Genomic DNA, 24,696 nt, shown 5'->3' on the forward strand with positions numbered 1-24,696 from the left:
ATGTCTCACCGGTGAGACAGGCCGGCACAGGCCGGCCCCGGTGTTGCCCGGCCAACCTAAACGAGGCCGGCGGCGCAAGTCCACCGCAGCGCGGCGCGGCCGCCGGCCGGTCCGGCCGCTCTGCCGCAACGCGCGGCTTGACGAGGGGGCCGCCGGTCCGGCAACACTCCGCCGGCCCGCCACAGGCCCCGCCACCCGAGACCGAGGTCACCCGCCATGGACATCCAACGCCTCGCCATTCCGGAGATCGTGATCCTCAAGCCGGCCAAGTATGGCGACGCCCGCGGCTTCTTCTCCGAAACCTACAACCGGCAGAGGCTGGCCGAGGCGGGCATCGACCTGGACTTCGTCCAGGACAACCACGCCTTCTCGGCCGAGCGCGGCACCGTGCGCGGGCTGCACTACCAGCTCGCCCCCGCGGCCCAGGACAAGCTGGTGCGGGTGGTGCGGGGCGCCATCCTCGACGTCGCCGTCGACATCCGCGCCGGCTCCCCCACCTTCGGGCAGCACGTGGCGGCGGAGATCAGCGCCGGCGCGTGGAACCAGATCCTGGTGCCGGTCGGCTTCGCCCACGGCTACTGCACCCTCACCCCCGACACCGAGATCATCTACAAGGTGACCGACTACTACGCGCCCGCGTGCGACCGCGGCATCCTGTGGAACGACCCGGCGCTCGCCATCGCCTGGCCGGTGACCGCCGACGACGCCGTGCTGTCGGACAAGGACCGGCGCCAGCCGACCCTGGCCGAAGCCGGCCCCGCCTTCCCCTACGAAGGCGCCCGCGCGTGACCACGCCGCGTCCGACCGCCATCATTTCCGCCGACGCGCCGCCGCCGCGCTTCCTGGCGAGCGCCGCCGCGCCGTTCCGCCTGCTGGGCCGCCACGCGTTTCCCGTCGCCCAGATGACCCGGCGCGAGGTCGCGGCGCGCTACCGCGGCTCGGTCGCCGGCGTCCTCTGGTCGTTCGTCCAGCCGCTGCTGATGCTGGGCATCTACACCTTCCTGTTCGGCTTCCTGTTCCGCCCCCGGGTGCCGGTGGCGGCGCCGGCCGACACCGTCGATTTCGCCCAGAACCTGTTCGTCGGCATCCTGCTGCACGCGATGCTCGCCGAATGCGTGGCGCGCGCGCCGTCGATGATCCTGGGCAACCCCAACTACGTGAAGAAGTTCGTCTTCCCGCTGGAGATCCTGGCGTGGCCGGTGACCTTCTCGGCGCTGGTCCAGCTCGCCTTCGGGCTGCTGGTCCTGGTGGCGTGGCACCTGGCGTCGTTCCAGCCCCTGCCGGCGACGGCGCTGCTGCTGCCGCTGGTGGTCGCCCCGCTGGTCCTGCTGGCGGCCGGCCTGGTGTGGTTCCTGTCCGCGCTGGGGGTGTTCGTGCGCGACATCGGCCAGGTCACCGGGCTGATCATGACGGTCTTGATGTTCACCGCCCCCATCCTCTTCCCCATGGACATCCTGCCCGAGGCGGTGCGCCCGTGGATGTGGCTCAACCCCCTGACCCTGCCGGTGGTCGAGGCGCGCAAGGTGCTTCTGGAAGGCACCGCCCCCGACTGGGGCGCGCTCGGCCTCTACGCGCTCGGCGCCTACGCCGCCGCCTGGCTCGGCCACTACGTGTTCGCCCGGCTGAAGCGGGCTTTCGCCGATGTCATCTGAAATCGCCATCCGCGCGCGCGGCCTGTCCAAGCGCCACCAGCTCTACGCCCAGCCGCTCGACCGCCTGCGCCAGCGCTTCGCCGCGCCGGGCGTGCGCCACTTCAAGGAGGTGGTGGCCCTGGACGGGATCGACTTCGACGTCCACCGCGGCGAGACCGTCGGCATCGTCGGCCGCAACGGCTCGGGCAAATCGACGCTGCTGCAGGTGCTGAGCGGCACCCTGCGCCCGACCTCGGGCACGGCGGAGATCCACGGCCGCGTCTCGGCCCTGCTGGAGCTGGGCGCCGGCTTCAACGGCGACTTCACCGGCCGCGAGAACGTCTACATGAACGCGGCGATCATCGGCCTCAGCCGCGAGGAGATCGACGCCCGGATCGAGCGGATCATCGCCTTCGCCGATGTCGGCGACTTCATCGACCAGCCCGTGCGCGTGTACTCCAGCGGCATGTACATCCGCCTGGCCTTCGCCCTTGCGATCAGCGTCGACCCCGACATCCTGATCGTCGACGAGGCGCTGGCGGTCGGCGACGAAGCCTTCCAGGCCAAGTGCTTCGCCCGCATCAAGGAGTTCCAGAAGCAGGGCGGGACGCTTCTGTTCGTCAGCCACGACGCCGGGGCGGTGCTGCAGTTCTGCAACCGCGCCATGCTGCTGGACGGCGGCAAGCTGATCCTGTCGGGCAGGCCGAAGGCGGTGGTCACCCAGTACCAGCGCCTGGTATACGCTCCGATGGAGCAGCGCGAGGCGCTGCTCCAGGAGATCGCCGAGTTCCAGGCGATGGACGAAGCCTCGGCCGAGCGTACGGCGGCGGCCGAGCGCCTGGCCGCCGTAGCCGCCGATGCCGCCGTAGCCGCCGATGCCGGCCGGCCGCCGGTTGAACGCCCCCCGGCCCAGACCGGCGGTTCGCCGCTCTACGATCCCAACCTGGTGTCGAAGGGGCGCATGGAGTACCCGCCCAACGGCGCGCGCATCCTCGACCCGCGGATCGAGACGCCCGACGGCGAGCGGGTCAACGTGCTGCGCCGCGGCCAGGAGTACATCTTCCGCTACGCCGTCTCCTTCGACCGCGACGCCCACCAGGTGCTGTGGCTCATGGTGTTCCGCACCCTGCAAGGCTATGCGCTGGGCGGGCTCGGGTCGCACCCCATGTCGCGGTACGTGGACTCGGTGCCGGAGGGCACCGTTGCGGAGGTTTCGTTCCGCTTCACCTGCCGCCTGTTCGGCGGCACCTACCTCACCAACTGCGGGGTGACCGGCAGCCACTTCGGCGAGCGCCGCTACCTGCACCGGATCATCGACGCCGCCATGTTCCGGGTCGAGGTGGAGCCCGACATGCCGTCCGGCGGCCACGTCGACTTCGGGCTGGAGCCCACCGTCACGTTGCGCGCCGGGGCCCCGGCGGCGACGGGCTGAGGCGGCGCCTCAGCCCGTGCGCTGGGTGGCTTCAAGCATGCGCCGGCGCTCCTGGAACCACACGTCGGCGTAGCCGCAATCCCGGTACTCCTCGAAGTACGGGCCGCCGATGGTGTAGTGGAGGTTCGACACCTCCCCGACCGCCGCCGGCGGGTCGTAGTCGACGAGGTGGTTCCAGCGGTGCGGGATCTCGCCGATCAGCGCGTCGTCGCCCAGCCACTTGAACTGGTGCAGGTCCGTGCCGGTCGCGGTGTTGACGTATTCCGGCGTCAGCGCGGAGCAGCGGGCGCAGTTGAACATCATGACGCTCGACCAGTTCTTCTTCTCGTAACGGGTCTGCGGTGCGCCGAGGAACTTGGTGGTCTCCTGCGGCACGTGGTCGTGCTTGACCACCTGGACCGCGTAGCGGTCGTCGCGCAGATCCCACAGCCGGGCGATGTCGTCCAGCATCAGCATGTCGCAGTCGAAGAACAGCGCCCACCCCTCGTATCCCGAAAGGTACGGAACCAGGAACCGGGAGAACGAGAAATCGGTGGATTGCAGCGGGTGCCGCTCCCGCCACATCAGCGCGCCGAGCTGGCTCAGCATCAGCGGGGCCACCGTCACCGGGCGCGACGCCCGGACCAGGATGGAATGGGAGAACACGTTGTAGGCGGCCGCTTCCCGCGGGTCGTAGCCGATGAAGGTGCGGATCATGAAGGACGGTCCTCGTGCGGCAGGTTCCCGGTGCGCCGCCGGCCCGACGGCGCCGGCACGATAAACCAGGCCACCCGCGGCGGATAGGGGCAACGGCGTCGCGGCAGATGGGGTTTGACCGCGCCGGACCCGGCCGCTAGCCTCCGCGCCCGCACAACGCGACGGGTGTGGCGGAGAATGGTGGAAGACAACCGGGACGGGGGGCGGCCGGCGCCGCGGGAGGGCGGCACCACGCTCTTCGCGAAGGCGGTCGCGGCCCAGCGCCGCGGCGCCCACGACGAGGCGCAGGCAGCGGCCCGCCGTCTCCTGATCGAGCGGCCCGACGCCGCCGCGGTGTGGACCCTGCTGGGGGCGGTCGCCGACGCGGTCGCCGCCCCGGGGCGGGCGGCGACCGCCTTCGCCCGTGCGGCCGTGCTCGAGGGGAGCCCGCGCGCTGCCTTCAACGCCGCCGCGGCGCTGGTGAAGGCGCGGCGCTGGGGCGAGGCACGGACCGCCTACGCCGCCCTCCGGCACCGCTTCCCCGGGGATGCCCGGGGGGCCCGGGGATGGGCGGTGCTGCAACGGGCGGTCGAGCACGAGATCGCCGGCCGGCTCCTGCCCGAGGCCCGTGCCGCGATCGCCGCCGGCACGCCGCCGGCCGCCGAGACGGCGCTGCGCCAGGCGCTCTCGCTGGACCCGCTGTGCGCCGATGCGCTGCTGGAGCTGTCCGGGCTGTGGGCGCAGCAGGGGCAAGGCGAGGCCGCGGCCGCCGCGCTGCGCCGGGCCATCGTCGCGGCGCCGGACGCGGCGGGCGCCTACACCCGGCGGGCCTCGCTCGCCCTGCTGGCCGGCGACACCGCGGCGGCGGATCACGCCTCGCGCCGCGGCCTGGCGATCGCCGCGACGGGACTGAAGGCCCTGATCAGCCGCGGTGAGATCCTGCTGGAACTGGAGCGCCTGGACGAGGCCGAGGCCGCCTTCGACGCGGCCGTCCTGCGCGCCGCCGCCGCCGACGCCGCCGACGAGGACCGCACGGTGCGCGCGATGGCCGACTACGCCCTGGCCTATGTGCGGCTTCTGCGCGGCGATCTCGGCCGCGGCTTCGACGGCTACATGGCGCGCTGGACCGCCTACGATCGGGAGCGTGCATTCCCGGTGCCGCTGTGGGACGCCCGGTCGCGGCCGGACGGGCGTCTCTACCTGTGGCAGCCCAGCGGGGTCGGCGACCAGGTGCTGTTCGCCAGCCTGATGGACGATGTCCGGGCCGCCGGGATCGACGCGGTCGTGGAATGCGATCCGCGCTGGCGAGCGACCTGGCAGCGCTCCTTTCCCTGGGCCACCATCGTCGACCGCCCGGTCAGCGCGGAGCCGCCGCCGGCCGCCGGCGCGACCGCCGCCCACCACCCGATGGCCGCCCTCGGCCGCCGCTTCCGGCGGTCCCTGGAGGCGTTTCCCCGGCACCGCCGCGCCTACCTCGTGGCCGATCCCGGGCGCGTGGCGGCGCTGCGGGCGCGCTACCGCGCGGCCGGCGACGGGCCGGTGATCGGCATCGCCTGGCGCAGCCGCGTGCGCGGGCTGGGCGACCGCAAGACCGTGCCGTTGAGCGACTGGGCGCCGATCCTCACGGCCGGCGCCGGCCGCGGCCGGCATCCGGTCTTCGTCAACCTGCAATACGGCGACTGCGGCGAGGAACTGCGGGCGGTGCGGGAGCGGTTCGGGGTGCCGGTGCTCCATGACGACACCATCGACCAGCTGGCCGATCTCGACGCCTTCGCCGCCCAGGTCGCGGCGATGGACCAGATCGTCACCGTCTCCAACACCACCGCCCACGTCGCCGGCGCGCTGGGCGTCCCCACCCGCGTGCTGCTGCCCTGCGGCCGCGCCACCCTGTGGCATTGGTTCGCCGGCCGCACCGACAGCCCCTGGTACCCGTGCTTGCGCCTCTTCCGGCAACCCCCCGGCGACGGCTGGGACGCCGTCATCGCCGCGGTGGCCGACGCGCTGCGCGGCGACCTCGCGGAGCGCCCTCCGGACGGCGCTCATTAACGGACCGCTAGACAATCCTCTCTAAACTTCCCTAAACCAGACATGCCGAAGTCCGCGCAGCCGGGGGCCAGCCCATTGTCCACCAACAGCCGCACCGCCTCCCTCTCGAAACGACTCGCCAGCGCACCCGCCGAGTGGCACCGCGATGCCCTGGCCGAGTTCGAGGGGGCCTCCGTGCTGGTGACCGGCGGCACCGGGTCGTTCGGCCGGCGCTTCGTCGAGACCATCCTGGCGCAGTCCAACCCGCGCCGCGTCGTCGTGTTCTCCCGCGACGAGTTCAAGCAGTACGAGATGCAGCAGCACCTCGGCGTCGACTGGGACGGCCGGCTTCGCTTCTTCATCGGTGACGTGCGCGACCGCGAGCGCCTGGAGCTGGCGATGCGCGAGGTCGACGTGTGCATCCACGCCGCCGCGCTGAAACACGTCCCGGCCGCCGAATACAACCCGATGGAGTGCATCAACACCAACGTCTACGGCGCCGAGAACGTGGTGCGCGCGGCGTTGAGCGCCGGCGTCAAGAAGGTGGTGGCGCTGTCCACCGACAAGGCGGCGAACCCGATCAACCTCTACGGCGCGTCGAAGCTGGCGTCGGACAAGATCTTCATCGCCGCCAACAACCTGTCCGGCTCGCTCGGCACGCGGTTCTCGGTGGTGCGCTACGGCAACGTGGTGGGCTCGCGCGGGTCGGTGGTGCCCCTGTTCCGCAAGCTGGTCGCCGAGGGGGCGGCCAGCCTGCCGATCACCGACGAGCGGATGAGCCGGTTCTGGATCACCCTGCAGCACGGGGTGGAGTTCGTGCTGTCCTGCTTCGCCCTGATGCAGGGCGGCGAGATCTTCGTGCCGAAGATCCCGTCGATGCGCATCGTCGACATGGCGCGGGCCCTGGCGCCCCACCTGCCGCACGCGGTGGTCGGCGTGCGTCCCGGAGAGAAGCTGCACGAGGTGATGATCACCGAGGACGACAGCCGCCAGACCTTCGAACTGGCGGACCGCTTCGTGATCGAGCCGAGCTTCGCCTTCTGGAGCCACGAATCCTACCACCGGCTTGGCGCCAAGGCGGTGCCCGCCGGCTTCCGCTACGCCTCCGACACCAACGGCGACTGGCTCGACGCCGAGCGCCTGGCCACGCTGCTCGCCGAATCGCCGTGACCGCCGGCCCGCCGTTCCTCCCCTACGGCCGCCAGAGCCTGGACGAGGACGACATCGCCGCCGTGGTGGCCGTGCTGCGCAGCGACTTCCTGACGCAGGGACCGGCCGTCGAGGCCTTCGAGCGCGCGCTGGCGGACCGGGTCGGCGCCAGCCACGCCGTCGCCTGCGCCAACGGGACGGCCGCCCTGCACCTCGCCTTCGCGGCGCTCGGCCTCGGCCCGGGCGACGCCGTGGTGGTGCCCGCCATCACCTTCCTGGCCACCGCCAACGCCGCGCGGCTGTGCGGCGCCGAGGTGGCGTTCGCCGACGTCGACCCGGACAGCGCCCTGATGGGCGCCGACCACGCGGCCGCCGCCATCGGCCGCGCCGAGGCGGCCGGCCTGCGGGTGCGCGCCGTCGCCCCGGTCCATTTCGCGGGGCAGATCGGCGCGCTGTCGGACCTGCGCGCCCTGGCCGCCGGCCGCGGCCTGGCGGTGGTCGAGGACGCCTGCCACGCCATCGGCACGGACTGGACCGACGCGGCCGGCCGCAGCGCCGCCGTCGGGGCCGACGCCGCGGGCGTTCTCACCGTCTTCTCGTTCCACCCCGTCAAGACCATCGCGGCGGGGGAGGGCGGGGCGGTGACCACCGGCGACCCCGGTCTGGCGGCACGGCTGCGCCGCCTGCGCAACCACGGGATCGAGCGCGATCCCGGCCGGCTGACCGACCCGGCGTTGGCCCGCGCCGCCGACGGAACCGCCAACCCCTGGGTCTACGAGATGGCCGAGCCGGGGTTCAACCACCGGCTCACCGACCTGCAGAGCGCCCTGGCCCTCAGCCAGCTCGGCAAGCTCGCGCGCTTCGCCGGGCGCCGGCGGGCGCTCATGGACGCCTACGCCGCCTGCCTCGCCCCCCTGGCGCCGCTGGTGCGGCCGCTGGCGCGTGCCGCCGGCTGCCGGCCGGCCTGGCACCTGTGCGTCGCCCTGGTCGACTTCGCCGCCGCCGGGCGTCATCGCGCCGCGGTGATGGCGGCGCTGCGCGCCGCCGGGATCGGCACCCAGGTGCACTACATCCCCGTGCACCGGCAGCCGTATTACGCCGCGCGCTACGGCGTTCCTGCGCTTCCCGGCGCCGATGCCTACTACGCCCGGGCCCTCACCCTGCCCCTGTTTCCGGGCATGGCGGACGACGCCCCGCGGCGCGTCGCCACGGCCCTGGAGCGGGCGCTGACGGCGCCGGCGGTTCCGTTTGAATTGCCTTCTTCCACCGTCTAATGTGCCGGCGGCCGGTCCGGGGGCCGGTCTCGACAACCTCGATGGGTGACGGTTCGCATGCCAAGTAAAGTGCTGATCACCGGCGGCGCCGGCTTCATCGGGTCGGCGGTCGTCCGCCACCTCCTGTCCGAGTCCGACGCCCACGTCATCAACGTCGACAAGCTGACCTACGCCGCCAACCCGGCGTCCCTGGCCCCCTTCGCCGACCACCCCCGCTACGCCTTCGAGCAGGCGGACATCTGCGACCAGCACCGCATGGCCCACCTGCTGGAGCGGCACCGCCCCGACGCGATCATGCACCTGGCCGCGGAATCCCACGTCGACCGCTCCATCGACGGGCCCGGCGCGTTCGTCATGACCAACGTGGTGGGGACCTACGCGCTGCTCGACACCAGCCTGGCCTATTGGCGCTCGCTGGACGAGGCGGGGCGCGCGGCCTTCCGCTTCCACCACATCTCCACCGACGAGGTGTTCGGGTCGCTGGGCGAGACCGGCCACTTCACCGAGACGACCCCCTACGACCCGTCATCCCCCTATTCCGCCAGCAAGGCGTCGTCGGACCACCTCGTGCGCGCCTGGAGCCGCACCTACGGCCTGCCGGCCCTGGTCTCCAACTGCTCCAACAACTACGGGCCCTGCCAGTTTCCCGAGAAGCTGATCCCGCTGATGATCCTCAACGCGCTGGAGGGCAAGCCGCTTCCGGTGTACGGCCAGGGCACCAACGTGCGCGACTGGCTGTACGTCGAGGACCACGCCCGCGCCCTGTGGCTGATCCTCGGCCGCGGCGTTCCGGGGGAATCCTACAACGTCGGCGGCAACAACGAGATGCGCAACATCGACGTGGTGCGGGCCATCTGCGCCATGGTCGACGAGGTGGCGGCGCCGTTGCCCGGCGGCCCGCGCCAGGGCCTGGTGACCCACGTCACGGACCGGCCCGGCCACGACCTCCGCTATGCCATCGACCCCGCCAAGATCCGCCGCGAGCTGGGCTGGGAGCCGCGCGAGACCTTCGAGACCGGCCTGCGCCGCACGGTCGAATGGTACCTCGCCAACCGCGCCTGGTGGCAGCCGCTGCGCGAGGGCGTCTACCACGGCAACCGTCTCGGCCTCGCGGGATGAGCGCCCCGGCGTGACGCGTACATCTGTCATTGCGACCACAGCAGACGTGAAGGATCGACCATGAAGGGGATCATCCTGGCCGGGGGTCTCGGCACGCGGCTCTACCCGGTGACCCATGTCGTGACCAAGCAGCTCCTGCCGGTCTACGACAAGCCGATGATCTACTACCCGCTGTCCACCTTGATGATGGCGGGCATCACCGAGATCCTGGTGATCTCCACGCCCCACGACCAGCCGCTGTTCGAGAAGCTGCTGGGCGACGGCACGCAGTGGGGCATCCGGCTCAGCTACGCCATCCAGCCCGAGCCGGCGGGGATCGCCCAGGCGTTCCTCATCGGCCGCGATTTCATCGGCGGGGAACCCTGCGCCCTCATCCTCGGCGACAACATCTATTTCGGCCACGGCCTGCCCGCCATGCTGCAGGACGCGGCGGCGCGCACCGACGGCGCCACGGTGTTCGGCTACTACGTGAGCGACCCCGAGCGCTACGGCGTGGCGACCTTCGACGCCTCCGGCCGGGCCATCGAGATCGAAGAGAAGCCGGCCAAGCCCAAATCCAACTGGGCGGTGACCGGCATCTACTTCTACGACCACAACGTCACCGCCTACGCCGAGGCGCTGCAACCGTCGGCGCGCGGCGAGCTGGAGATCACCGATCTCAACCGCATCTACCTGGAGCAGGGCACCCTGCGGGTCGAGCGGATGGGACGGGGCTTCGCGTGGCTCGACACCGGCACCCACGACAGCCTGCTCCAGGCCGGCCAGTTCGTGCAGACGGTGGAGGCGCGCCAGGGCCTGAAGATCGCCTGCCCCGAGGAGGTGGCCTACCAGATGGGCTACATCGACGCCGACCGCCTCGCCCGCCTCGCCGAGCCGCTGCGCAAGAGCGGCTACGGCCAGTACCTGCTCAGCCTCGTCGACCGCTTCCCGCGCTGACGCGGCGGCCGCGCCCGGGTCGATGGCCATCCCGACTTCCGCCGCACGGCTGGCGTCCCTGCTGCGCTGGCGGCGCCACCGTCTGCGGCTGCTGCCCGGCGAGGGGGTGGTGGCCGCCGCGGGCCGCTGGCACCTGACGGCCGCCCGCGGCTGCTTCACGGTCTGCTGCGACGACGCCGAGGCTTCCCCCTTGCCGGCCGGCCGCGCCGTCCTGTCCTACGATCTGGACTGGGAGGGCGAACCGCCCATCGCCACGTTGGAGGGCGGCGGCGCCCAGATCCGCCTTCCCTTGCGCCGCGGTGCGGTCCGGCTCCTGGTCGAGTTGCCCCCGGGACTGACCACTCTGCGGCTCGATGCCGCGGCCCCGCCCCCGGCCGGCTTCGCCATCCGCACCCCCCGCCTGGCGGAGACCGGCGCCCTGATGGGTGCCCTCGCCATGCTGTGGGGCTGGGCGCGTCCGGCGCTGGCCGATCGCCGCGAACTGGCGCGCCGCGCCCGCCACGTGGCCGGCCTGCTCGCCAGCCGGCACGGGCGGGCGTTGCTGCTGGACCGCCTGTCGCGGCCGCAGGGCCGCAGCTACGCCGACTGGGTGCGCCGGCACGACACGCCGGACACCGCCGACCGCGCGGCCATCGCCGCACGCATCGCCGCCCTGCCGCAACGCCCCCTGCTGTCGGTGCTGCTGGCGGTGGCCGACCCGCCCGAGGCCTGGCTGCACGACGCCCTGGCGTCGGTGCGGGACCAGCTCTATCCGGACTGGGAGCTGTGCGTGTCCACCGGCCCGGCGACCACACCCCACCTCATGGGCGTGCTGGAGGGCGCCGCGGCGCGCGACCCGAGGGTGCGGGTGGTGCGGTGCGGTGACGGCGCGGCCCCCACCCTCGACGCCGCGCTGGCGGTCGCCGGTGGCGGGCACTGCGTCCTGCTCGACCCCGGCACCGTGCTGGCACCGCACGCCCTCTTCGTGGTGGCGGCGCACCTGTGCGCCCATCCCGACGCCGACCTGGTCTACAGCGACGAGGACCGGATCGACGGGGCCGGGCACCGCACCGCCCCCTATTTCAAGCCCGACTTCAACCCCGATCTTCTGCTCACCCACAACCTGATGTCCCATCTCGCGGTCGTCCGCACGGCGCTGCTGCGCAGCGTCGAGCACGCGGTGGACCACGCCATGGACGCAGACGGCCAGGGGTACGACCGGACCCTGCGGGCGGTCGAGCGGACGACGCCGCAGCGCGTCCATCACATCGCACACATCCTGTGCCATTGCCGGGACGGGGCCGCCGAGCGCGGGGCCATCGGGTCCGAGGGCGCCCGCCGGGCGATCGCCGGGCATCTGGCGCGGACCGGCCAACCCGATGCCATGGTGGAGCCCGCCGCCGTTCCGGCCTGGCATCGGGTCGTCTACCCGCTGCCGGCGGCGCCCGGCCGGGTGACGGTCATCGTCCCGACCAAGGACCGGCTGGACCTGCTGGCCCGCTGCGTGGACGGGGTGCTGGACGGCACCGACTACCCCGACCTGGAGCTGGTGGTGGTCGACAACCGCAGCGAGGAGCCGGCCACCAAGGCCTATCTCGCCGCGCTGGCGCACCGGCCGCGGGCGCGGGTCCTGGTCCACGACCGGCCCTACAACTACGCCGCCATCAACAACGAGGCGGTGGCGGCGACCACGGGCGCGTTCGTGTGCTTCCTCAACAACGACATCGAGGTGATCGAGCCGGGCTGGCTCGCCCACATGGTGTCCCATGCCCGCCGCGCCGAGATCGGGGCGGTGGGGGCGAAGCTGCTGTACCCCGACGGCACGGTGCAGCACGCCGGCATCGTGCTGGACGGGGAGGGGACGGCCTGGCACGCCCACCGCGGCCTGCCGCGCCATCATCCCGGCGACCGCGGCCGGGCGCTGCTGCAGCAGACCGTCAGCGCGGTGACCGCCGCCTGCATGGTGATGCGCCGGAGCGTCTTCGACGAGGTCGGCGGGTTCGACGCCGAGCACCTCGCCATCGCCTTCAACGATGTGGATCTCTGCCTGCGCCTGGGCGAGCGCGGCTACCGCGTGCTGTGGACGCCCTATGCGGAGCTGGTCCACCACGAATCCGCGACCCTGGGTGATCCCGCCAGCGCGGCACGCCGGCACCAGTTCCGACGGGAGTCCGCCTATATGGCCGGGCGCTGGGCGGCGGCGCTGGCGCGCGATCCAGCCTTCAACCCGAATCTCGACCCGCATCGCAGCGACTTCGCACCGGCCTTCCCGCCGCGCCTGCCGAAGCCGTGGAGCCTTCGATGACAGACCCGAACCCGGGGGTGGCGGCGATCGTCGTCACCTATTATCCCGACGGCACCCTCGACGCCGTGCTCGACGCGGCCCTCGACCAGGCCGAGCGGGTCGTGGTCGTCGACAACGGCTCTCCGGCCGCGTCCCTGGCGGCGGTGGAGCGGGCGCTGGCCCTGCATGCCGGGCGGGTCACGGTGATCCGCAATCCGGACAACCGCGGCCTGGCGGCGGCCCAGAACCAAGGGTTGGCGCAGGCCGTGGCGCAGGGCGCGCGCTGGCTGCTCCTGCTCGACCAGGACAGCGTTCCGCAGCCGGGCATGGTGGCGGCGCTGCTGGCGGCGCTGGCCGACGGCGCCGCCCCGGGCGGCCCCCCGGTCGGCCTCGCCGTGGCGGTGCCGCGCGAGGCCGGTCAGACGCGCCCGACCCGCTTCCGCGTGTCCCCCGACGGGCGCCGCACCGCCGGGGCCGCGGTGGAGGGGCCGGTGCTGCACCACCTGCTCTACGCCATCGCCTCGGGCAGCCTGTTTCCGGCCGCGGTGCTGGCCCGCGTCGGGCCGATGCGCGAGGACTTCTTCATCGACTACGTGGATTGCGAGTTCGCCCTGCGGGTGCGGCGCGCCGGCCTCGACGTGGTGGCCGTGCGCGACGCCGACCTGCGCCACCGCCTCGGCGCGTACGAGGAGCGGCGCCTCCTCGGCCGCACCGTGCCGGTCACCCACCACAGCCCGGGCCGCCGCTTCACCCAGTACCGCAACCGGGTGCGCACCCTGCGCCTGCACGGCCGCGCCGTGCCGGCGCTGTTCCTGTTCGAGGTGCGGACGGTGCTGGCGGACCTGGTGCGCGTCCTCCTGTTCGAGCGCGAGCGGGCCGCCAAGCTCCTCGCCATGGGCCGTGGTATCCTGGCCGGCCTGGGCCGGATGGGGGAGGGGTGACGATGGGCACGACGTTCGCGGTGCGGCCGGCCACGGCCGGCGAGGTTGCGATGATGATCGATTGGGCGGCGGCGGAGGGGTGGAACCCCGGACACCAGGATGCCGCCTGCTTCCGCGCCCAGGACCCCGCGGGGTTCCTGGTGGGGGTGCTGGACGGGGTTCCCGTCTCCTGCATCTCGGTCGTCGCCTACGACGACTCCTTCGCCTTCCTCGGGCTCTACATCGTGCGGCCCGACGTCCGCGGGCACGGCCATGGTCTGGCGACCTGGCGCGCCGGCATGGCCCGCGCCGGTGCGCGCACGGTGGGCCTGGACGGGGTGGTGGCGCAGCAGGACAACTACCGCGCGTCCGGATTCACCCTGGACCGGCGCAACGTGCGCTTCGGCGGAGCGGTGCCGGCGGGGGGCGGCGCGCCCCCCGGCGTCGTGCCGCTCGCCGACGCGCCGTTCGCGGCGGTGGCGGCGTTCGACGCCGCGTGCTTTCCCGCGCCGCGCGACGCGTTCCTGCGGGCGTGGACGGCGGCGCCGGGGCACCACGCCCGCGGCCTGGTGCGCGACGGCCGCCTCGCCGGCTACGGGGTCGCACGGCCCTGCCGGGAGGGCCACAAGATCGGCCCCCTGTTCGCCGCCGACCGCGCCGCGGCCGAGGCCCTGTTCGACGGCCTGGCCGCCGCCGCCGGGGGCGGCCCCGTCTTCCTCGACGTGCCCGAGGGCAACGCCGGCGCGGTGGCGCTGGCCGAGGGGCGCGGCCTCGCCCCGGTGTTCGAGACCGCGCGCATGCACACCGGCCCGGTCCGCCCGGTCGCCGCGGAGCGGGTCTTCGGCATCACCAGCCTGGAGCTGGGGTAGCGGCCCCGTCCGGACCGCAAAATGCCTTGTTTCCGCACCGAGCCGGCATGCATAAGATGCGGCCCGCTGGGTGGAGGAGGGCAAGGGCCTTGATCGAACGGGACGACCGGCGCATGGCCGATCTGGTGGTCGGCATCATGAGCGGAGCGCTGCGGACGCTCGTCGCCAAGGGCGCGGTCGCGGCCGACCAGGCCCGCGACGCGCTGGCGGCGGCAGCCATGGACGGCGTGCGCGCCCTGCCTCCGGCGGCGGCGCAGGACCAGCCGTCGGCCAGCGTCGCCCACGCCGTCGCCTGCCAGCTGCTCGACGCCCGCTCCACGGCCGACGCCCGGGCCGCCCTCGCCGGCCTGCTCCCGCTTGCGGTGCCGGCCCGGCCGCCGCAGCCGCCCCGGCCGCAGGCGGGCGCCCTGCTGCGCCGGGCGGCCGAGCTGTTCCGGACCAAGGAGTGGGCCGCGGCGGCGGCCGCCGCCCGGGCGGTGGTCGCCATCGCCCCCGACACCGCGCAGGCCTGGCAGTTTGCCGGTCTGGCGGCGGTGAACGAGGAGGATCGCACGGGGGCGATCCGGTTGCTGACCCGGGCGCGGCTGTTGGACACCGATCTGCCCATGCTGACGGAGCAGCTCGGAACGCTTCTCGCCGCACATGGCGAGCCGGGCGACGCCGTGGCGGTGCTGGAAACGGCCCCCGCCCTCACCGCCGACGTGGGACGGCCGCTCGCCAAGGCGCTGGCCCGACTGGGGCGGACCGACGACGCCGAGCGCATCCTGCGACGGCTGGTCGCGCTCGACCCGACGAGCCTCGCCCCGTTGTCCCAGCTGCACACGGTCTACGAATCCGCCGACCGGCTGGACCGGCTGGCGACGGTCCAGCGCTGGGCGCAGCGGATCGATCCGGGCAACGCCAAGCGGCTCATGACCTTGATCTACACGTTGCTTCGCCTGCGCCAGTGGACGGCCGTCGACGCCGCCCTCGACCGCGTCGCGGCGCTCCCGGAACGGCGGAACGTCGCCAACCGGCGCAGTCACTCCGCGCTGATCGTCGCGCTGCTGTGCGAGCCGGACGTCCCCGATGCCCTGCGCATGACGTTCTACCGCACCTGGAACCGGTTGTACCTGCCCGACCCGACCAGGCCGGTGGTGCCCGCCGGGCCGCGGGCCGTCGACGCCAGGCCTCTGCGCGTCGGATTCTACGCGGGGACGATCCAGGACAAGCCATTGATCGACTTTTTCCTGCCGGCCATGGTGCGCCACGGGGCGGCGGGCGGGTATGTGCCGATCGTGTACACCCAATGCCCGCCGCACATGCTGGCGGCGTCGCCGCTTCCGCGCCGGCTGCCGGGGGTGGAGCTGGTGGCGGTCGGCCACTGGTCCGATGCGGCGATGATCGAGCGGGTGCGCCGCGACGACCTCGACGTGTACGTGGACCTCAAGGGGCATTTCGCCGGGGAGCGGCTGGATGTTCTGGCCAGCCACCCCGCCCCGGTGACCGCGATCCTCCACGGCAACGAGGACACCTGCGGCCTGGAGACGGTGGATGCGCTGATCGGCGACCGCGTCATCGCGCCGCCGCCGCACGCCCGCACCGAGCGCCGGCTGCTCGCCCTGGACGGCAGCACCCTGTGCTACACGCCGCCCGACTACGCGCCGGACCCGGCGACGACCGGGCGGGACGGCGGCCTGGTGTTCGGCGCCTTCCACCAGTACCGCAAGATCAAGCCCGAGGCCGTCGCCCTGTGGAGCGCCGCCATGCACGCGGTCGACGGCTCGCGCATCGCCATCAAGTGCCATGATTCGACGGCCCCGGCCAACGCCTACGACCGGCTGCGCGACGCCTTCGCCGCGTGCGGCATCGCCGCCGAGCGGCTGACCTTCGTCGGCCGGACGGACACCCACGCCGACCATTTCCGCCTCTACGACACCATCGACGTGATGGTCGACGCCTTCCCCTACAACGGGGTGACGACCACCTGCGAGGCGTTGTGGATGGGGGTGCCGCTGCTCACACTGCAGGGGCAGCGCATGGTCGCCGCCCACGGCGCGTCCTTCGTGCACCACGCCGGCCTGGGCTGGCTGGCCGCCCGCGACGAGGCGGAGTTCGTGGCGATCGCACGGCGCCTGGCGGAGGACCGCGCGTGGCGGGAGCACTTCCGCCGCCACGGCCGGGAGGCCCTGCGGCAGACCACGGTCTACAACGAGGAAGGCTACGCGCGGAGCCTGGGGGCGGGGTTGCGGGCCTTGGTGACGGTCGCGAGCCCCGCCGCCCGTTAGGCCGGGAGACGGGTCGCCCCCGGCCCGGATCACGGGGCCGCGGCGGCGGGCGCGCCGCCTACACCTTCATCAACTCAAGCCACGCGTCGCTGTAGGCGTCCCCGAGGGCGGCGAGCGTGGTGGTGGCGCCGCTCACCACGTCGACGACGGGAAGGTCCCTGACCAGCGCCAGCCGGTCCAGACCGGCGGTGTGCGTCATCCGGCGCTGCGCATCGAGGGCGTTCCGGAACACCGACGGGTAGGCCAGACGGCGCGCGATCAGCGGCTCCACAACCGCCATGTGCTCCTTGCGCACGAAAAAGGCGTTGAGACCGCTGGCGTTGCTGCCGACGAGGTCGTACCCCTTCCGCCCGGCGAGGTGGCGCAGGGCGGCGATGGACGCGCCGGCATGAAGGCCCGAGGGATGGTGGTCGAAGCGGTTGAAAGTCGGGCTGTAGGGAGTGCTCACCGCGTGCCGGTCACCGAAGATCGCGTTGTATTCGCACACGACGATGTCCGCCTGCACGTTGCCGATCGCCTCCCAAACCCAATAGTCGTTGCCATCGATATCGATACTCAGCACCCCGACATCGCCAGCGAATCCCGTCTCCTCGAAGATGGCGTTGATGTTGTCGGTGGTGATGAAGCGGTCGACCGCCGTCAGATCGTAGCGCCAGTAAATCTTGTCAGCACGGATTTGTTGAATATTGTTGGACGATCCATCGATCACCAGCCCCTTCCAGTTGCGGTTCTGGAGAAGGAAGCGGGTGTTCGACTGCCGGTAGTTCTCGACGCCGAACTCGATGAAGCGCTGGCGGGACACCGGCACGGTCTGCACCAGCCACTCCAGGATGCCGTCCTCACCCCATTGCGAGGTCACCCGGAACTCGGCGTCGGCGAGCGTGGCGAGGCGCGTCTTCTGGGCCAGCAGCCATGAGGCCTGACGGCCCGCCAGCAGGAGGGCCCGGTCGGCCTGCTCCATCTGTTCGCGATGGGTGCCGAGGACGTAGTCGAGAACGCGTTTGACGAGGGCTTCCATAGGCGTCACTTCCTTCAGGAGCTGGCCGGGCCGCTTCCGCCTGGCGGCGTGCCGGACGCGCGGATCGCCGCGCTCACGGCGCTTCGCAGGGATTCGGCGAAGGCGCGACGGTCCGGAAACATGGTGGCCGGATCATATTTCAGGTTCGGAAACACGTACCGGCTCGCGAAGTCCAGGAGGATCGGCTGCCAACCGTAGCGTTCGGCGGTCGTCGCCAGCGACTGCCCGGCGTCGATGATCCGCTTCTCGTTGATGAGGTAGGTGTTTACCTGGTTGAGATACTTGCGGAAATCGGGGCGGATCGTCTCATGGTAGGCGGCTTTGGCGGCGGGCATGCCGTCGCGGATCATCGACAGCACGCAGTCGGCGACCCGGTCCGCCGGGGCTTCGGTCATTTCGATGATGCCGTCCACCGGCATCTTCCAGTGTTCGAAGTCGTGGTGGAAGGACGCGTACACCGACGTCTCCCGCGCCAGCAGCAGCAGCATGGGAAGCTGCCGGGCCGCCGAGGAGGTGTTGATCACCGTGAGCCCGCTGGCGGTTCCGACGAAATGGGTGCAGTGGTGCGTCAGCGCCGCGTTCTCCCGCAGCGAGATCTCGCGCCCGCTGATGATCCGCGGATCGTCGCTCTTCACCTCGAGGTGGGACGACAGGATCACGCAGGTGTCGGGGATCGCCGCGACCACCCGCTCGGCCACCGCGACGGCGAAGTCCGGGGTCACGAAGGACTGGCTCGACAGAGCCGCGCACTCCATCAGGATGCGGTTGGCGTAGCGGCCCACCCCGTGCCGCTTGGCGAAGTCGGCGACGCGCTCGTGCTCGGCGTCGCTCAACGCCAGGACGGGCTGCACGGGCACCGTGATGGGCGCTCCGTAGGCCCGCAGCAAGGACGGACGAACGGTCCCGTCGTAACGGTGGAAGTTCCGCGGCCAGATCTGCGACAGGTAGATGCGGTCGTAGGTGCCGCTTCCCAGCTGGTTGAGGATCTCCCGCTCATAGGCGATCCACGCCGCCATCTGCACCTGCCGGTTCGGCGCGTTCATCGCCAGAATGGTGTCGACGTGGGGGTTGCCCTCGATGATCGGTCGGCAGTGGGACGAGGTGACCCAGGTGAGATGGCTGTCGGGATGGTCGTGCTTGATCTGGCGGGCCAAGGTCGTGGCGTAGAGGCAGTCGCCATTGGCGCTGAACTGCGCCATCAGGATGTTCATGTGTGGCCTCGTCGTGGATACCCATCGCCTCGGGCGCGCCGACGCGTCAATGCAGAAGAGCCAATGCGATGGCGATCGCGTGCGCGCTCACCGGAATCGCACCGTCGACGAGCGCCTGGCGCAGCGCGTGGCGCGTGAGCAGGCGGACCTCGAGGTCTTCCAGGTCGCCGGGCGCCGCGGCCTGGACCGGCCGCGCGCCGCGCGCCAGGAAGCAGTGATCGACACCGCTGCCCTGGTTGCCGTCGCGGGTGTACCGCCCGACCGGCAGCCAGTCCTCCGCCACATACCCGGTTTCCTCCAGAAGTTCGCGCTGCGCCGCAAGCAGGGGGGCCTCACCGTCTTCGACCGTCCCGCCGGGCAGCGTCATCCCGACGCGGCGGGCCCCATGGACGTATTGCCACAGCGTGACGCAGCGGCCATCGGTCGTCTCGGCCACCACGACGGCCGCGCCCGGCTTGTCGATGCGGTAGTAGTCGTCGACGATCCGCCCGTCCGGCAGCGCGACCGTCTCCACCAGGACCTCGATCCCCCGCGGGGCCTTCAGCAGCGACCGCTGCGCAATGGTTCTCCAGCCGGATTCGGACGCCATGCCTGTCCCCCTCATCGCCGCCCCGAATAGCACTCCCGCGGGGACCACGCAACACGGCGCGCGCCCGTCGACCCCGCCGCCGCCCGCCGGGTTACAGGTCCTTCGGGACGATGACGTAGTTGATGGCGTTCACCGTCTTTTCGACGCGGTAGCCGATGTCGTCGACGAACCGCATGTAATCGTCGAAGCTGGTCCCGAACTTCTCCTGGAACTGCTCTTCGAACTCGAACACGATGGGCATGCGGTTGCGGCGGATCGTCTCGGCCGCGCCACGCATGGCGAACAGGTCCGAGCCCTGGATGTCCACCTTCATGAAGCTGATGGGTTCGGCGATGGCCAGGCTGTCGATGGTGATCATCGCGATCCGCCGCCCGTCTTTCGCCCCGGGATCGACGCCATAGGACCCATAGGCGGTGAAACGCTTGAAGTCCTGCTCGGGGTAGAAGATGAAATCGTCGGTTCGGTCATACACCGCGTTGTTGTAGACGGTGACGTTGTGCGCGTCGTTGGCGGCGATGTTCTTGCGCAGCACATGGCAAATATAGGGGTCCGCCTCAAACGAGACGACGCGACCGGCGGGACCGACGGATTTGGAGAAAATCAGGCTCATCTGCCCGAGATTGGCGCCGACGTCGAGCACGGTCGTCCCCTCCTTGATGTAGGGGCGCATGGCGTCGACCACTTCCTCCTCGAAGACCTTCCCGGCCTTCATGCGACGGATGATGGAATCCCTCGGGGCATCGGACGGCAGATAGTAGGTGCCGATCGGCGTGCGGAACAGGTCCAGGGGCGGCTTGCGGAACTCCAGATCCTCGGCCTGCAGGTCCCGTGACTGCCAATAGAACGCGCCGATGCGGTCGCACGCCTCCTGGTCGTTGGGACTGATCGCCAGCGCCTGGTCGTAGTGCCACAGGGCCTCCCTGCGGCGACCCAGCGCCTTGTCCAGATCGCCGCGGGCGATGCAGGTCGCGACCAGCGCCTTGCGGGTGAGGAATTCGGCGTCCTTCGGCTTGCGCTGCGCAACCGCCACCAGCGACAGCAAATGCAGGGCATCCGCGTTGCTGGGGTGCTGTCGAAGGACAAGGCGCAGGGCCTCCCCCGCTTCCGCCGCCTTTCCGGTGAAAATCAGGCGTGTCGCCCGGGCCAGTTCTTCAAACAGTGTCGCCATGATCGCACGCTCCCCACCTTACCAAGCACGGCTTCTCCAAGCGTTGCCCTCGGTCGGCCGTTCCGTGCCACCCGGCAAGGGCGTAGTGGGGATACAGGGCATGGGGTTCACCGCGCAAGAGCCTCGACCGCGCCTCCGGCCGGTCCCCCCATGGCTGGGGGAGATATCGTTTGCCTTCGCCGGAACGCTCTGCAACCATGACCGCCGCTGATCAATCGTGAATGCAGGAAATCATGTCGTTGCTGGTCCCGGTGTCGTGGGGAGAACTTGTCGACAAGATCACGATCCTGGAGATCAAGTCGGAGCGCATCGCCGATCCGGCGAAGCTGGTGAATGTGCGCGCCGAACTGGCGGCGCTCGCGGCCGTGCGCGATGCCGCCGGCGGCCTCAGCCCCGCCGCCGTGGCCGTCGGTGCCGACCTGCGCGCCGTGAACACCGAGCTGTGGGACATCGAGGACGCCATCCGGGATCACGAGCGCGCCAAGGATTTCGGTGCGGGCTTCGTTGATCTGGCGCGCCGCGTGTACCGCACCAACGACCGGCGCGCCGCCTTGAAGCGAACGCTGAACGACCTGATGGGGTCGGATCTCGTCGAGGAAAAATCCTACGCGGCGTACTGAGCGGCTCCCGGGGCGGGCCCGTCCCGCAGCGGTTTGCCCCCGTCTGATTTGCGTTGCCCTGGGCGGCCCGGCCCCATATACACGATCGCCAGTAGCATTGCCGGTCAAACCACAGACGCGCTGGCGGCGGGTGCCGTCAGCGCCGCCAACCACTCCATAGGGCAGTCGGGGCTAGGACATGCATATCATTCATCGGCAGCGCTGCCGGGTGTGCGGAAACGCGGCGCTCGTCCCGGTGATCGACCTGGGCGAGCAGCATCTGCAGGGCTCCTTCATCAAGCCCGGTTACATGCCGCCGCCCATGCGCAAGCTGCCGACCCGGTTGGTCCGGTGCGACACGACGCAGGACGAGCAGGCGTGCGGCTTGCTTCAGCTGGCGCACACGTTCCCGCCGGAGATCCTGTACGCCAACTATTGGTACCGGTCCGGCACCAACGCCACCATGCGCAATCACCTGAAGGGCATTGTCGACGCCGCCGTCGCAACCCTCGGTGACGCCCCGCGGTGTGTGCTCGACATCGGCTGCAACGACGGGACGCTGCTGGCCAACTATGCCGACACGGTCGAGCGCTTCGGGGTCGATCCATCCGACATCGCCTCGGAGGTCCCCGCACCGGTGACCGTGGTCAACACGGTGTTCCCGTCGCCCGCGGCGGCGGCGGCGTTCGGTGCCCGGACGTTCGATGTCATCACGTCGATCGCCATGTTCTACGACCTCGAGGATCCCGTCGGGTTCGCCCGCGAGATCAAGCGGATTCTCGCCCCCGGCGGCGTCTGGATCCTCGAGATGTCCTATCTGCCCTTGATGTTGAAGCAGAACTCATACGACACGATCTGCCACGAGCATCTGGAATACTACAGCCTCGCGGCGCTCGACCACATCGTCGGCAAGGCGGGTCTGCGGATCTTCAAGGCCAGCCTCAACGACATCAATGGCGGGAGCATCCGCTGCTTCGTGACCCACGCCGACAACCGGTCGATGGACAGCGCCGACGCCACCCGGTTCCTGCATCTGCTGCGCATCGATGAATTCGAACTGGAGCTCGATACGGACCGTCCGTACCTCGCCTTCCAGCAGCGCATCGAGGAGGAGCGCCGCGAACTGCAGACGCTCCTCACCGCCATTCGCGCGCGCGGCCAAAGTGTCCATGTCTATGGCGCGTCGACCAAGGGCAACGTGCTGCTCCAGTGGTGCGGCATCGACGCCACCACGGTCGACTGCGCGGCCGACCGCAACCCCGCCAAAACCGGGGCGCGCACCCTCGGCAGCAACATTCCGATCGTCGACGAGGCGACGTCACGCGCGGCCAAACCCGACTACTATCTGGTCCTCCCCTGGCATTTCAAGGCGGAGTTCCTGGAGCGCGAACGGGCGACCATCGAGGCTGGAACCAAGATGATCTTCCCCTTGCCGACGCTGTCGATCGTGGACGCCGACAACCTGGACGAGGAGCGGGAGCGCGCCGCCCGGGATGCCGAGGCGTTTTTGCGGGTGACGGCCTCCGCCAACGGGGAGGCCGTCGGGGAAGCGACGTGAGCCGGGCCGTTGTGATCGGCGCCAACGGTCAGGACGGCAGCTTCCTGTGCGACCATCTTCTTGCGCGCGGCCACGAGGTGCTCGGCCTCGCCCGGCAGGAGACGTCCCGCCATGTGGCGCCGCATCCGCGCTTCGCCTACCGCCGCGCCGACCTGCGCGACGTCGGGCTGCTGACCGAAGCGCTGCGGACGTTCCAGCCCGAACTGGTGTTCCACGTCGCCGCCGTGCACGGTGCGGCGGGCGTCCAGTATGAGCCGATCTGGCAGGACGCGCTGGCCGTGAACGTCGGCGCGGTGCACGCCGCCCTGGAATACATCCGCGTCGAGGCGCCCACCGCCTTCCTGGTCTACGCCAGCTCCGCCAAGGCCTTCGGCGATCCCCTGCCGACCCGGATCGGGGCGAGCACCCCGCCGCGCGCGAACTGCCTCTACGGGGTCACCAAGGTCGCGGCGGGCAGCCTGATCGATCAGTATCGCCAACGCCACGGCGTCCAGGCCGCCACCCTCTATCTGTTCAACCACGAGTCCGAGCGCCGCGGCCCGGACTTCTTCATCCCCCGCCTGGTGGACGCCCTGGCGGCGGCCAAGGCCGACGCCAAGGCGCGGATGGCGGTCCGGACGCTGGATTTCCACTGCGACTGGGGCTCCGCGTCGGAATACATGGACATCGCCGTGGACATCGCCGAACGCCGTGCGGAAGGCGGGTTCGTGGTGGCGACCGGCACGACCTGGCTCGGACGGGACCTGGCGCGGGAGGTCTTCGCCCGACACGGCCTCGACGCCGCGCGCCACGTCGTCGAGCAGCAGTGCACCGGCGTGGCGTCCGCCCCGTTCCACGCCAGTCCGGCGAAGCTCCGGCGTGCCGTCGGGCGAGCGCCGGTGCGGGGGATCCTGGACGTGTGTGACGACATTCTCGCCGCCCGGGACAGTGCCAGGAACGCCGTGGCGGCGCCCGGCGTGCGCCCTCACCCCGCCTGACCGCGCCAAAAGGCCAGCAGCTCCCGCTCCTCGCGGTCCGGCGCGTAGGTGGCGGCGGTGGCGCGGCCAGCGTCGACGCGGGCGCCGGCGGTGCCCGCGCGCACCGCGCGCAGGCACGCGGCGAGCTGGCCGACCGCACCGTCGCAATCGTCGTCGCGGGCCCACCACCCGTTGCCGGCGGTCGCGAACTCGCGGCCCCCGCCGCCCAGGAAGCCGGTCACCGCACAGCCCGCCGCCATCGCCTCCAGCCCGGTCAGCCCCACCCCCTCCAGCCGGGCCAGGGACAGGAACACGGCGCTTCGGGCCATCGCCTCGGCCACCGCCGCCTCGCTGGCGTCGACCAGCTCCGCCCACGGCACGTCCCGCAGATCCGGATGCCCATGGGCCAGCAGATCGCGGATGTGGCGGTACTCCACCGGGCGCTTGCGCGGCACGACGGCGACCTGGACCGCCTTCTCCGCGGCCGGACGGTACACCGCCGGGTCGATGGCGAGGTGGACCGTGGCCACCGGCAGGCCGGGCAGGCGGCGGCGCAGGAAGTCGGTGATGACCTCGCCGCTGGTGTAGGCCGCGGCAATGCCGAAGGCGCGCACGTCGCCGGCCCCGGCCAGCCCGCCGGCGAGGTAGTAATGGTTCTGGCAGAACATCACCTTGCGCGCCGGGCTCTTGGCCATGGTGCGGAAGCTGTGGCGGGCGTCCTCGGCCATCACCACCGTGTCGGCGGCGGTGATGGACATGCCCGCGAAGGCGTGGACCGGCACATCGGGCACCGCGAACCAGCCCGGCCGTTCCGCCTTGGCATGGACGACCTGGGCGTCCAGCCCGTGCCGGCGCAGGATCGCCACGTGGCGGTAGGCGACCTTGATGCCGCCGGCGATCCGTCCCTGCTCGACGAAATAAAGGATGCGTCCCATGCCGTGACCTTTTGGCGGCCCGGCACCGCCCCGTCAAGGCGGCTGGTGGTGCTGCGACGAGTTCTGTTGACAGACAGGCGTGGGTCTTGCATCACCCAGCGT

21 protein-coding genes are annotated in these 24,696 nt (G+C 71.5%); 15 read left to right on the forward strand and 6 right to left on the reverse strand.

Annotated elements, in window-relative coordinates:
• Positions 1 to 216 precede the first annotated feature (216 nt).
• The 3 genes from rfbC to AC6H2I_RS10240 are packed head-to-tail and all read left to right on the forward strand — an operon-like array spanning position 217 to position 3,063.
• Positions 217 to 789, forward strand: coding sequence for a dTDP-4-dehydrorhamnose 3,5-epimerase (gene rfbC, locus AC6H2I_RS10230; protein ID WP_497500518.1), 573 nt, complete (start codon positions 217 to 219; stop codon positions 787 to 789).
• Positions 786 to 1,652 carry an ABC transporter permease gene (locus AC6H2I_RS10235; RefSeq protein ID WP_497500520.1) on the forward strand — a complete coding sequence of 289 codons (867 nt, stop codon included), beginning with the start codon at positions 786 to 788 and terminating at the stop codon, positions 1,650 to 1,652. The genes rfbC and AC6H2I_RS10235 overlap by 4 nt, the downstream gene beginning before the upstream one ends.
• Complete coding sequence (locus tag AC6H2I_RS10240; protein WP_497500521.1) at positions 1,642 to 3,063, forward strand: ABC transporter ATP-binding protein; 1,422 nt, start codon at positions 1,642 to 1,644, stop codon at positions 3,061 to 3,063. Before AC6H2I_RS10235 ends, AC6H2I_RS10240 begins: the two co-directional genes overlap by 11 nt.
• A 9-nt stretch (positions 3,064 to 3,072) precedes the next feature.
• On the opposite strand, the gene AC6H2I_RS10245 is transcribed toward AC6H2I_RS10240, so the two are convergent.
• Entirely contained in the window at positions 3,073 to 3,759 is a 687-nt protein-coding gene (locus AC6H2I_RS10245; protein WP_497500522.1) for a glycosyltransferase family protein, read from the reverse strand.
• A 177-nt stretch (positions 3,760 to 3,936) separates the two neighbouring features.
• Here AC6H2I_RS10245 and AC6H2I_RS10250 point away from each other — a divergent pair, with 177 nt between their 5' ends.
• The 9 genes from AC6H2I_RS10250 (at position 3,937) to AC6H2I_RS10290 (ending at position 16,560) form a co-directional block, all read left to right on the forward strand.
• Positions 3,937 to 5,784 (forward strand): tetratricopeptide repeat protein, encoded by a 1,848-nt coding sequence (locus tag AC6H2I_RS10250; RefSeq protein ID WP_497500523.1) that lies wholly within the window; start codon positions 3,937 to 3,939, stop codon positions 5,782 to 5,784.
• 42 nt (positions 5,785 to 5,826) lie between these two features.
• On the forward strand, positions 5,827 to 6,933 hold the full coding sequence (pseB, locus tag AC6H2I_RS10255) for a UDP-N-acetylglucosamine 4,6-dehydratase (inverting) (RefSeq protein ID WP_497500524.1): 1,107 nt from the start codon (positions 5,827 to 5,829) through the stop codon (positions 6,931 to 6,933).
• On the forward strand, positions 6,930 to 8,186 hold the full coding sequence (pseC, locus tag AC6H2I_RS10260; protein WP_497500525.1) for a UDP-4-amino-4,6-dideoxy-N-acetyl-beta-L-altrosamine transaminase: 1,257 nt from the start codon (positions 6,930 to 6,932) through the stop codon (positions 8,184 to 8,186). The genes pseB and pseC overlap by 4 nt, the downstream gene beginning before the upstream one ends.
• Before the next feature lie 57 nt (positions 8,187 to 8,243).
• On the forward strand, positions 8,244 to 9,305 hold the full coding sequence (gene rfbB / locus AC6H2I_RS10265; protein WP_497500526.1) for a dTDP-glucose 4,6-dehydratase: 1,062 nt from the start codon (positions 8,244 to 8,246) through the stop codon (positions 9,303 to 9,305).
• Between the two features lie 60 nt (positions 9,306 to 9,365).
• Entirely contained in the window at positions 9,366 to 10,241 is an 876-nt protein-coding gene (gene rfbA / locus AC6H2I_RS10270; RefSeq protein WP_497500527.1) for a glucose-1-phosphate thymidylyltransferase RfbA, read from the forward strand.
• A gap of 22 nt (positions 10,242 to 10,263) precedes the next feature.
• Positions 10,264 to 12,525 (forward strand): glycosyltransferase family 2 protein, encoded by a 2,262-nt coding sequence (locus AC6H2I_RS10275; RefSeq protein WP_497500528.1) that lies wholly within the window; start codon positions 10,264 to 10,266, stop codon positions 12,523 to 12,525.
• Positions 12,522 to 13,445: a glycosyltransferase gene (locus tag AC6H2I_RS10280; protein ID WP_497500529.1), complete on the forward strand. Its 924-nt coding sequence runs from the start codon at positions 12,522 to 12,524 to the stop codon at positions 13,443 to 13,445. The genes AC6H2I_RS10275 and AC6H2I_RS10280 overlap by 4 nt, the downstream gene beginning before the upstream one ends.
• Positions 13,446 to 13,447: 2 nt before the next feature.
• A complete protein-coding gene (locus AC6H2I_RS10285; protein ID WP_497500530.1) occupies positions 13,448 to 14,293 on the forward strand; it encodes a GNAT family N-acetyltransferase in 846 nt (281 codons plus the stop codon).
• A gap of 89 nt (positions 14,294 to 14,382) precedes the next feature.
• Positions 14,383 to 16,560, forward strand: coding sequence for an O-linked N-acetylglucosamine transferase, SPINDLY family protein (locus tag AC6H2I_RS10290; RefSeq protein WP_497500531.1), 2,178 nt, complete (start codon positions 14,383 to 14,385; stop codon positions 16,558 to 16,560).
• Positions 16,561 to 16,618: 58 nt separating this feature from the next.
• Here the strand turns inward: AC6H2I_RS10290 and AC6H2I_RS10295 are convergent, their stop codons facing one another.
• The 4 genes from AC6H2I_RS10295 to AC6H2I_RS10310 all read right to left on the reverse strand — a co-directional run bounded on the left by AC6H2I_RS10295 (position 16,619) and on the right by AC6H2I_RS10310 (position 20,546).
• The gene (locus AC6H2I_RS10295) at positions 16,619 to 17,578 is read right to left on the reverse strand and encodes a hypothetical protein (protein WP_497500532.1); all 960 of its coding nucleotides are present in this window, start codon (positions 17,576 to 17,578) and stop codon (positions 16,619 to 16,621) included.
• Between the two features lie 14 nt (positions 17,579 to 17,592).
• Positions 17,593 to 18,789, reverse strand: coding sequence for a glycosyltransferase family 9 protein (locus AC6H2I_RS10300; RefSeq protein WP_497500533.1), 1,197 nt, complete (start codon positions 18,787 to 18,789; stop codon positions 17,593 to 17,595).
• Between the two features lie 46 nt (positions 18,790 to 18,835).
• The gene (locus AC6H2I_RS10305; RefSeq protein ID WP_497500534.1) at positions 18,836 to 19,378 is read right to left on the reverse strand and encodes an NUDIX hydrolase; all 543 of its coding nucleotides are present in this window, start codon (positions 19,376 to 19,378) and stop codon (positions 18,836 to 18,838) included.
• A 91-nt stretch (positions 19,379 to 19,469) separates the two neighbouring features.
• Entirely contained in the window at positions 19,470 to 20,546 is a 1,077-nt protein-coding gene (locus AC6H2I_RS10310) for an FkbM family methyltransferase (protein ID WP_497500535.1), read from the reverse strand.
• A gap of 233 nt (positions 20,547 to 20,779) precedes the next feature.
• On the opposite strand from AC6H2I_RS10310, the gene AC6H2I_RS10315 reads away from it, so the two are divergent.
• From AC6H2I_RS10315 to AC6H2I_RS10325, 3 genes are all read left to right on the forward strand, one after another.
• Positions 20,780 to 21,166: a DUF6165 family protein gene (locus tag AC6H2I_RS10315; protein WP_497500536.1), complete on the forward strand. Its 387-nt coding sequence runs from the start codon at positions 20,780 to 20,782 to the stop codon at positions 21,164 to 21,166.
• Between the two features lie 178 nt (positions 21,167 to 21,344).
• On the forward strand, positions 21,345 to 22,703 hold the full coding sequence (locus AC6H2I_RS10320; protein ID WP_497500537.1) for a class I SAM-dependent methyltransferase: 1,359 nt from the start codon (positions 21,345 to 21,347) through the stop codon (positions 22,701 to 22,703).
• Positions 22,700 to 23,680 (forward strand): GDP-mannose 4,6-dehydratase, encoded by a 981-nt coding sequence (locus AC6H2I_RS10325; RefSeq protein ID WP_497500538.1) that lies wholly within the window; start codon positions 22,700 to 22,702, stop codon positions 23,678 to 23,680. Before AC6H2I_RS10320 ends, AC6H2I_RS10325 begins: the two co-directional genes overlap by 4 nt.
• Here AC6H2I_RS10325 and AC6H2I_RS10330 read toward each other — a convergent pair.
• Positions 23,668 to 24,594, reverse strand: coding sequence for a hypothetical protein (locus AC6H2I_RS10330; RefSeq protein WP_497500539.1), 927 nt, complete (start codon positions 24,592 to 24,594; stop codon positions 23,668 to 23,670). The genes AC6H2I_RS10325 and AC6H2I_RS10330 overlap by 13 nt on opposite strands.
• Positions 24,595 to 24,696 lie beyond the last annotated feature (102 nt).

Source organism: Azospirillum sp. NS33, assembly GCF_059703765.1.

What these genes read in the sequence shown, in the direction of transcription:
- AC6H2I_RS10305 (WP_497500534.1), bottom strand. Translation starts at nt 19,378, where the DNA reads ATGGCGTCCGAATCCGGCTGGAGAACCATTGCGCAGCGGTCGCTGCTG.
- rfbC (WP_497500518.1), top strand. Translation starts at nt 217, where the DNA reads ATGGACATCCAACGCCTCGCCATTCCGGAGATCGTGATCCTCAAGCCG.
- AC6H2I_RS10280 (WP_497500529.1), top strand. Translation starts at nt 12,522, where the DNA reads ATGACAGACCCGAACCCGGGGGTGGCGGCGATCGTCGTCACCTATTAT.
- rfbA (WP_497500527.1), top strand. Translation starts at nt 9,366, where the DNA reads ATGAAGGGGATCATCCTGGCCGGGGGTCTCGGCACGCGGCTCTACCCG.
- AC6H2I_RS10320 (WP_497500537.1), top strand. Translation starts at nt 21,345, where the DNA reads ATGCATATCATTCATCGGCAGCGCTGCCGGGTGTGCGGAAACGCGGCG.
- AC6H2I_RS10245 (WP_497500522.1), bottom strand. Translation starts at nt 3,759, where the DNA reads ATGATCCGCACCTTCATCGGCTACGACCCGCGGGAAGCGGCCGCCTAC.
- AC6H2I_RS10250 (WP_497500523.1), top strand. Translation starts at nt 3,937, where the DNA reads ATGGTGGAAGACAACCGGGACGGGGGGCGGCCGGCGCCGCGGGAGGGC.
- AC6H2I_RS10310 (WP_497500535.1), bottom strand. Translation starts at nt 20,546, where the DNA reads ATGGCGACACTGTTTGAAGAACTGGCCCGGGCGACACGCCTGATTTTC.
- AC6H2I_RS10300 (WP_497500533.1), bottom strand. Translation starts at nt 18,789, where the DNA reads ATGAACATCCTGATGGCGCAGTTCAGCGCCAATGGCGACTGCCTCTAC.
- AC6H2I_RS10240 (WP_497500521.1), top strand. Translation starts at nt 1,642, where the DNA reads ATGTCATCTGAAATCGCCATCCGCGCGCGCGGCCTGTCCAAGCGCCAC.
- AC6H2I_RS10275 (WP_497500528.1), top strand. Translation starts at nt 10,264, where the DNA reads ATGGCCATCCCGACTTCCGCCGCACGGCTGGCGTCCCTGCTGCGCTGG.
- AC6H2I_RS10285 (WP_497500530.1), top strand. Translation starts at nt 13,448, where the DNA reads ATGGGCACGACGTTCGCGGTGCGGCCGGCCACGGCCGGCGAGGTTGCG.
- pseB (WP_497500524.1), top strand. Translation starts at nt 5,827, where the DNA reads ATGCCGAAGTCCGCGCAGCCGGGGGCCAGCCCATTGTCCACCAACAGC.
- AC6H2I_RS10315 (WP_497500536.1), top strand. Translation starts at nt 20,780, where the DNA reads ATGTCGTTGCTGGTCCCGGTGTCGTGGGGAGAACTTGTCGACAAGATC.
- AC6H2I_RS10330 (WP_497500539.1), bottom strand. Translation starts at nt 24,594, where the DNA reads ATGGGACGCATCCTTTATTTCGTCGAGCAGGGACGGATCGCCGGCGGC.
- AC6H2I_RS10295 (WP_497500532.1), bottom strand. Translation starts at nt 17,578, where the DNA reads ATGGAAGCCCTCGTCAAACGCGTTCTCGACTACGTCCTCGGCACCCAT.
- rfbB (WP_497500526.1), top strand. Translation starts at nt 8,244, where the DNA reads ATGCCAAGTAAAGTGCTGATCACCGGCGGCGCCGGCTTCATCGGGTCG.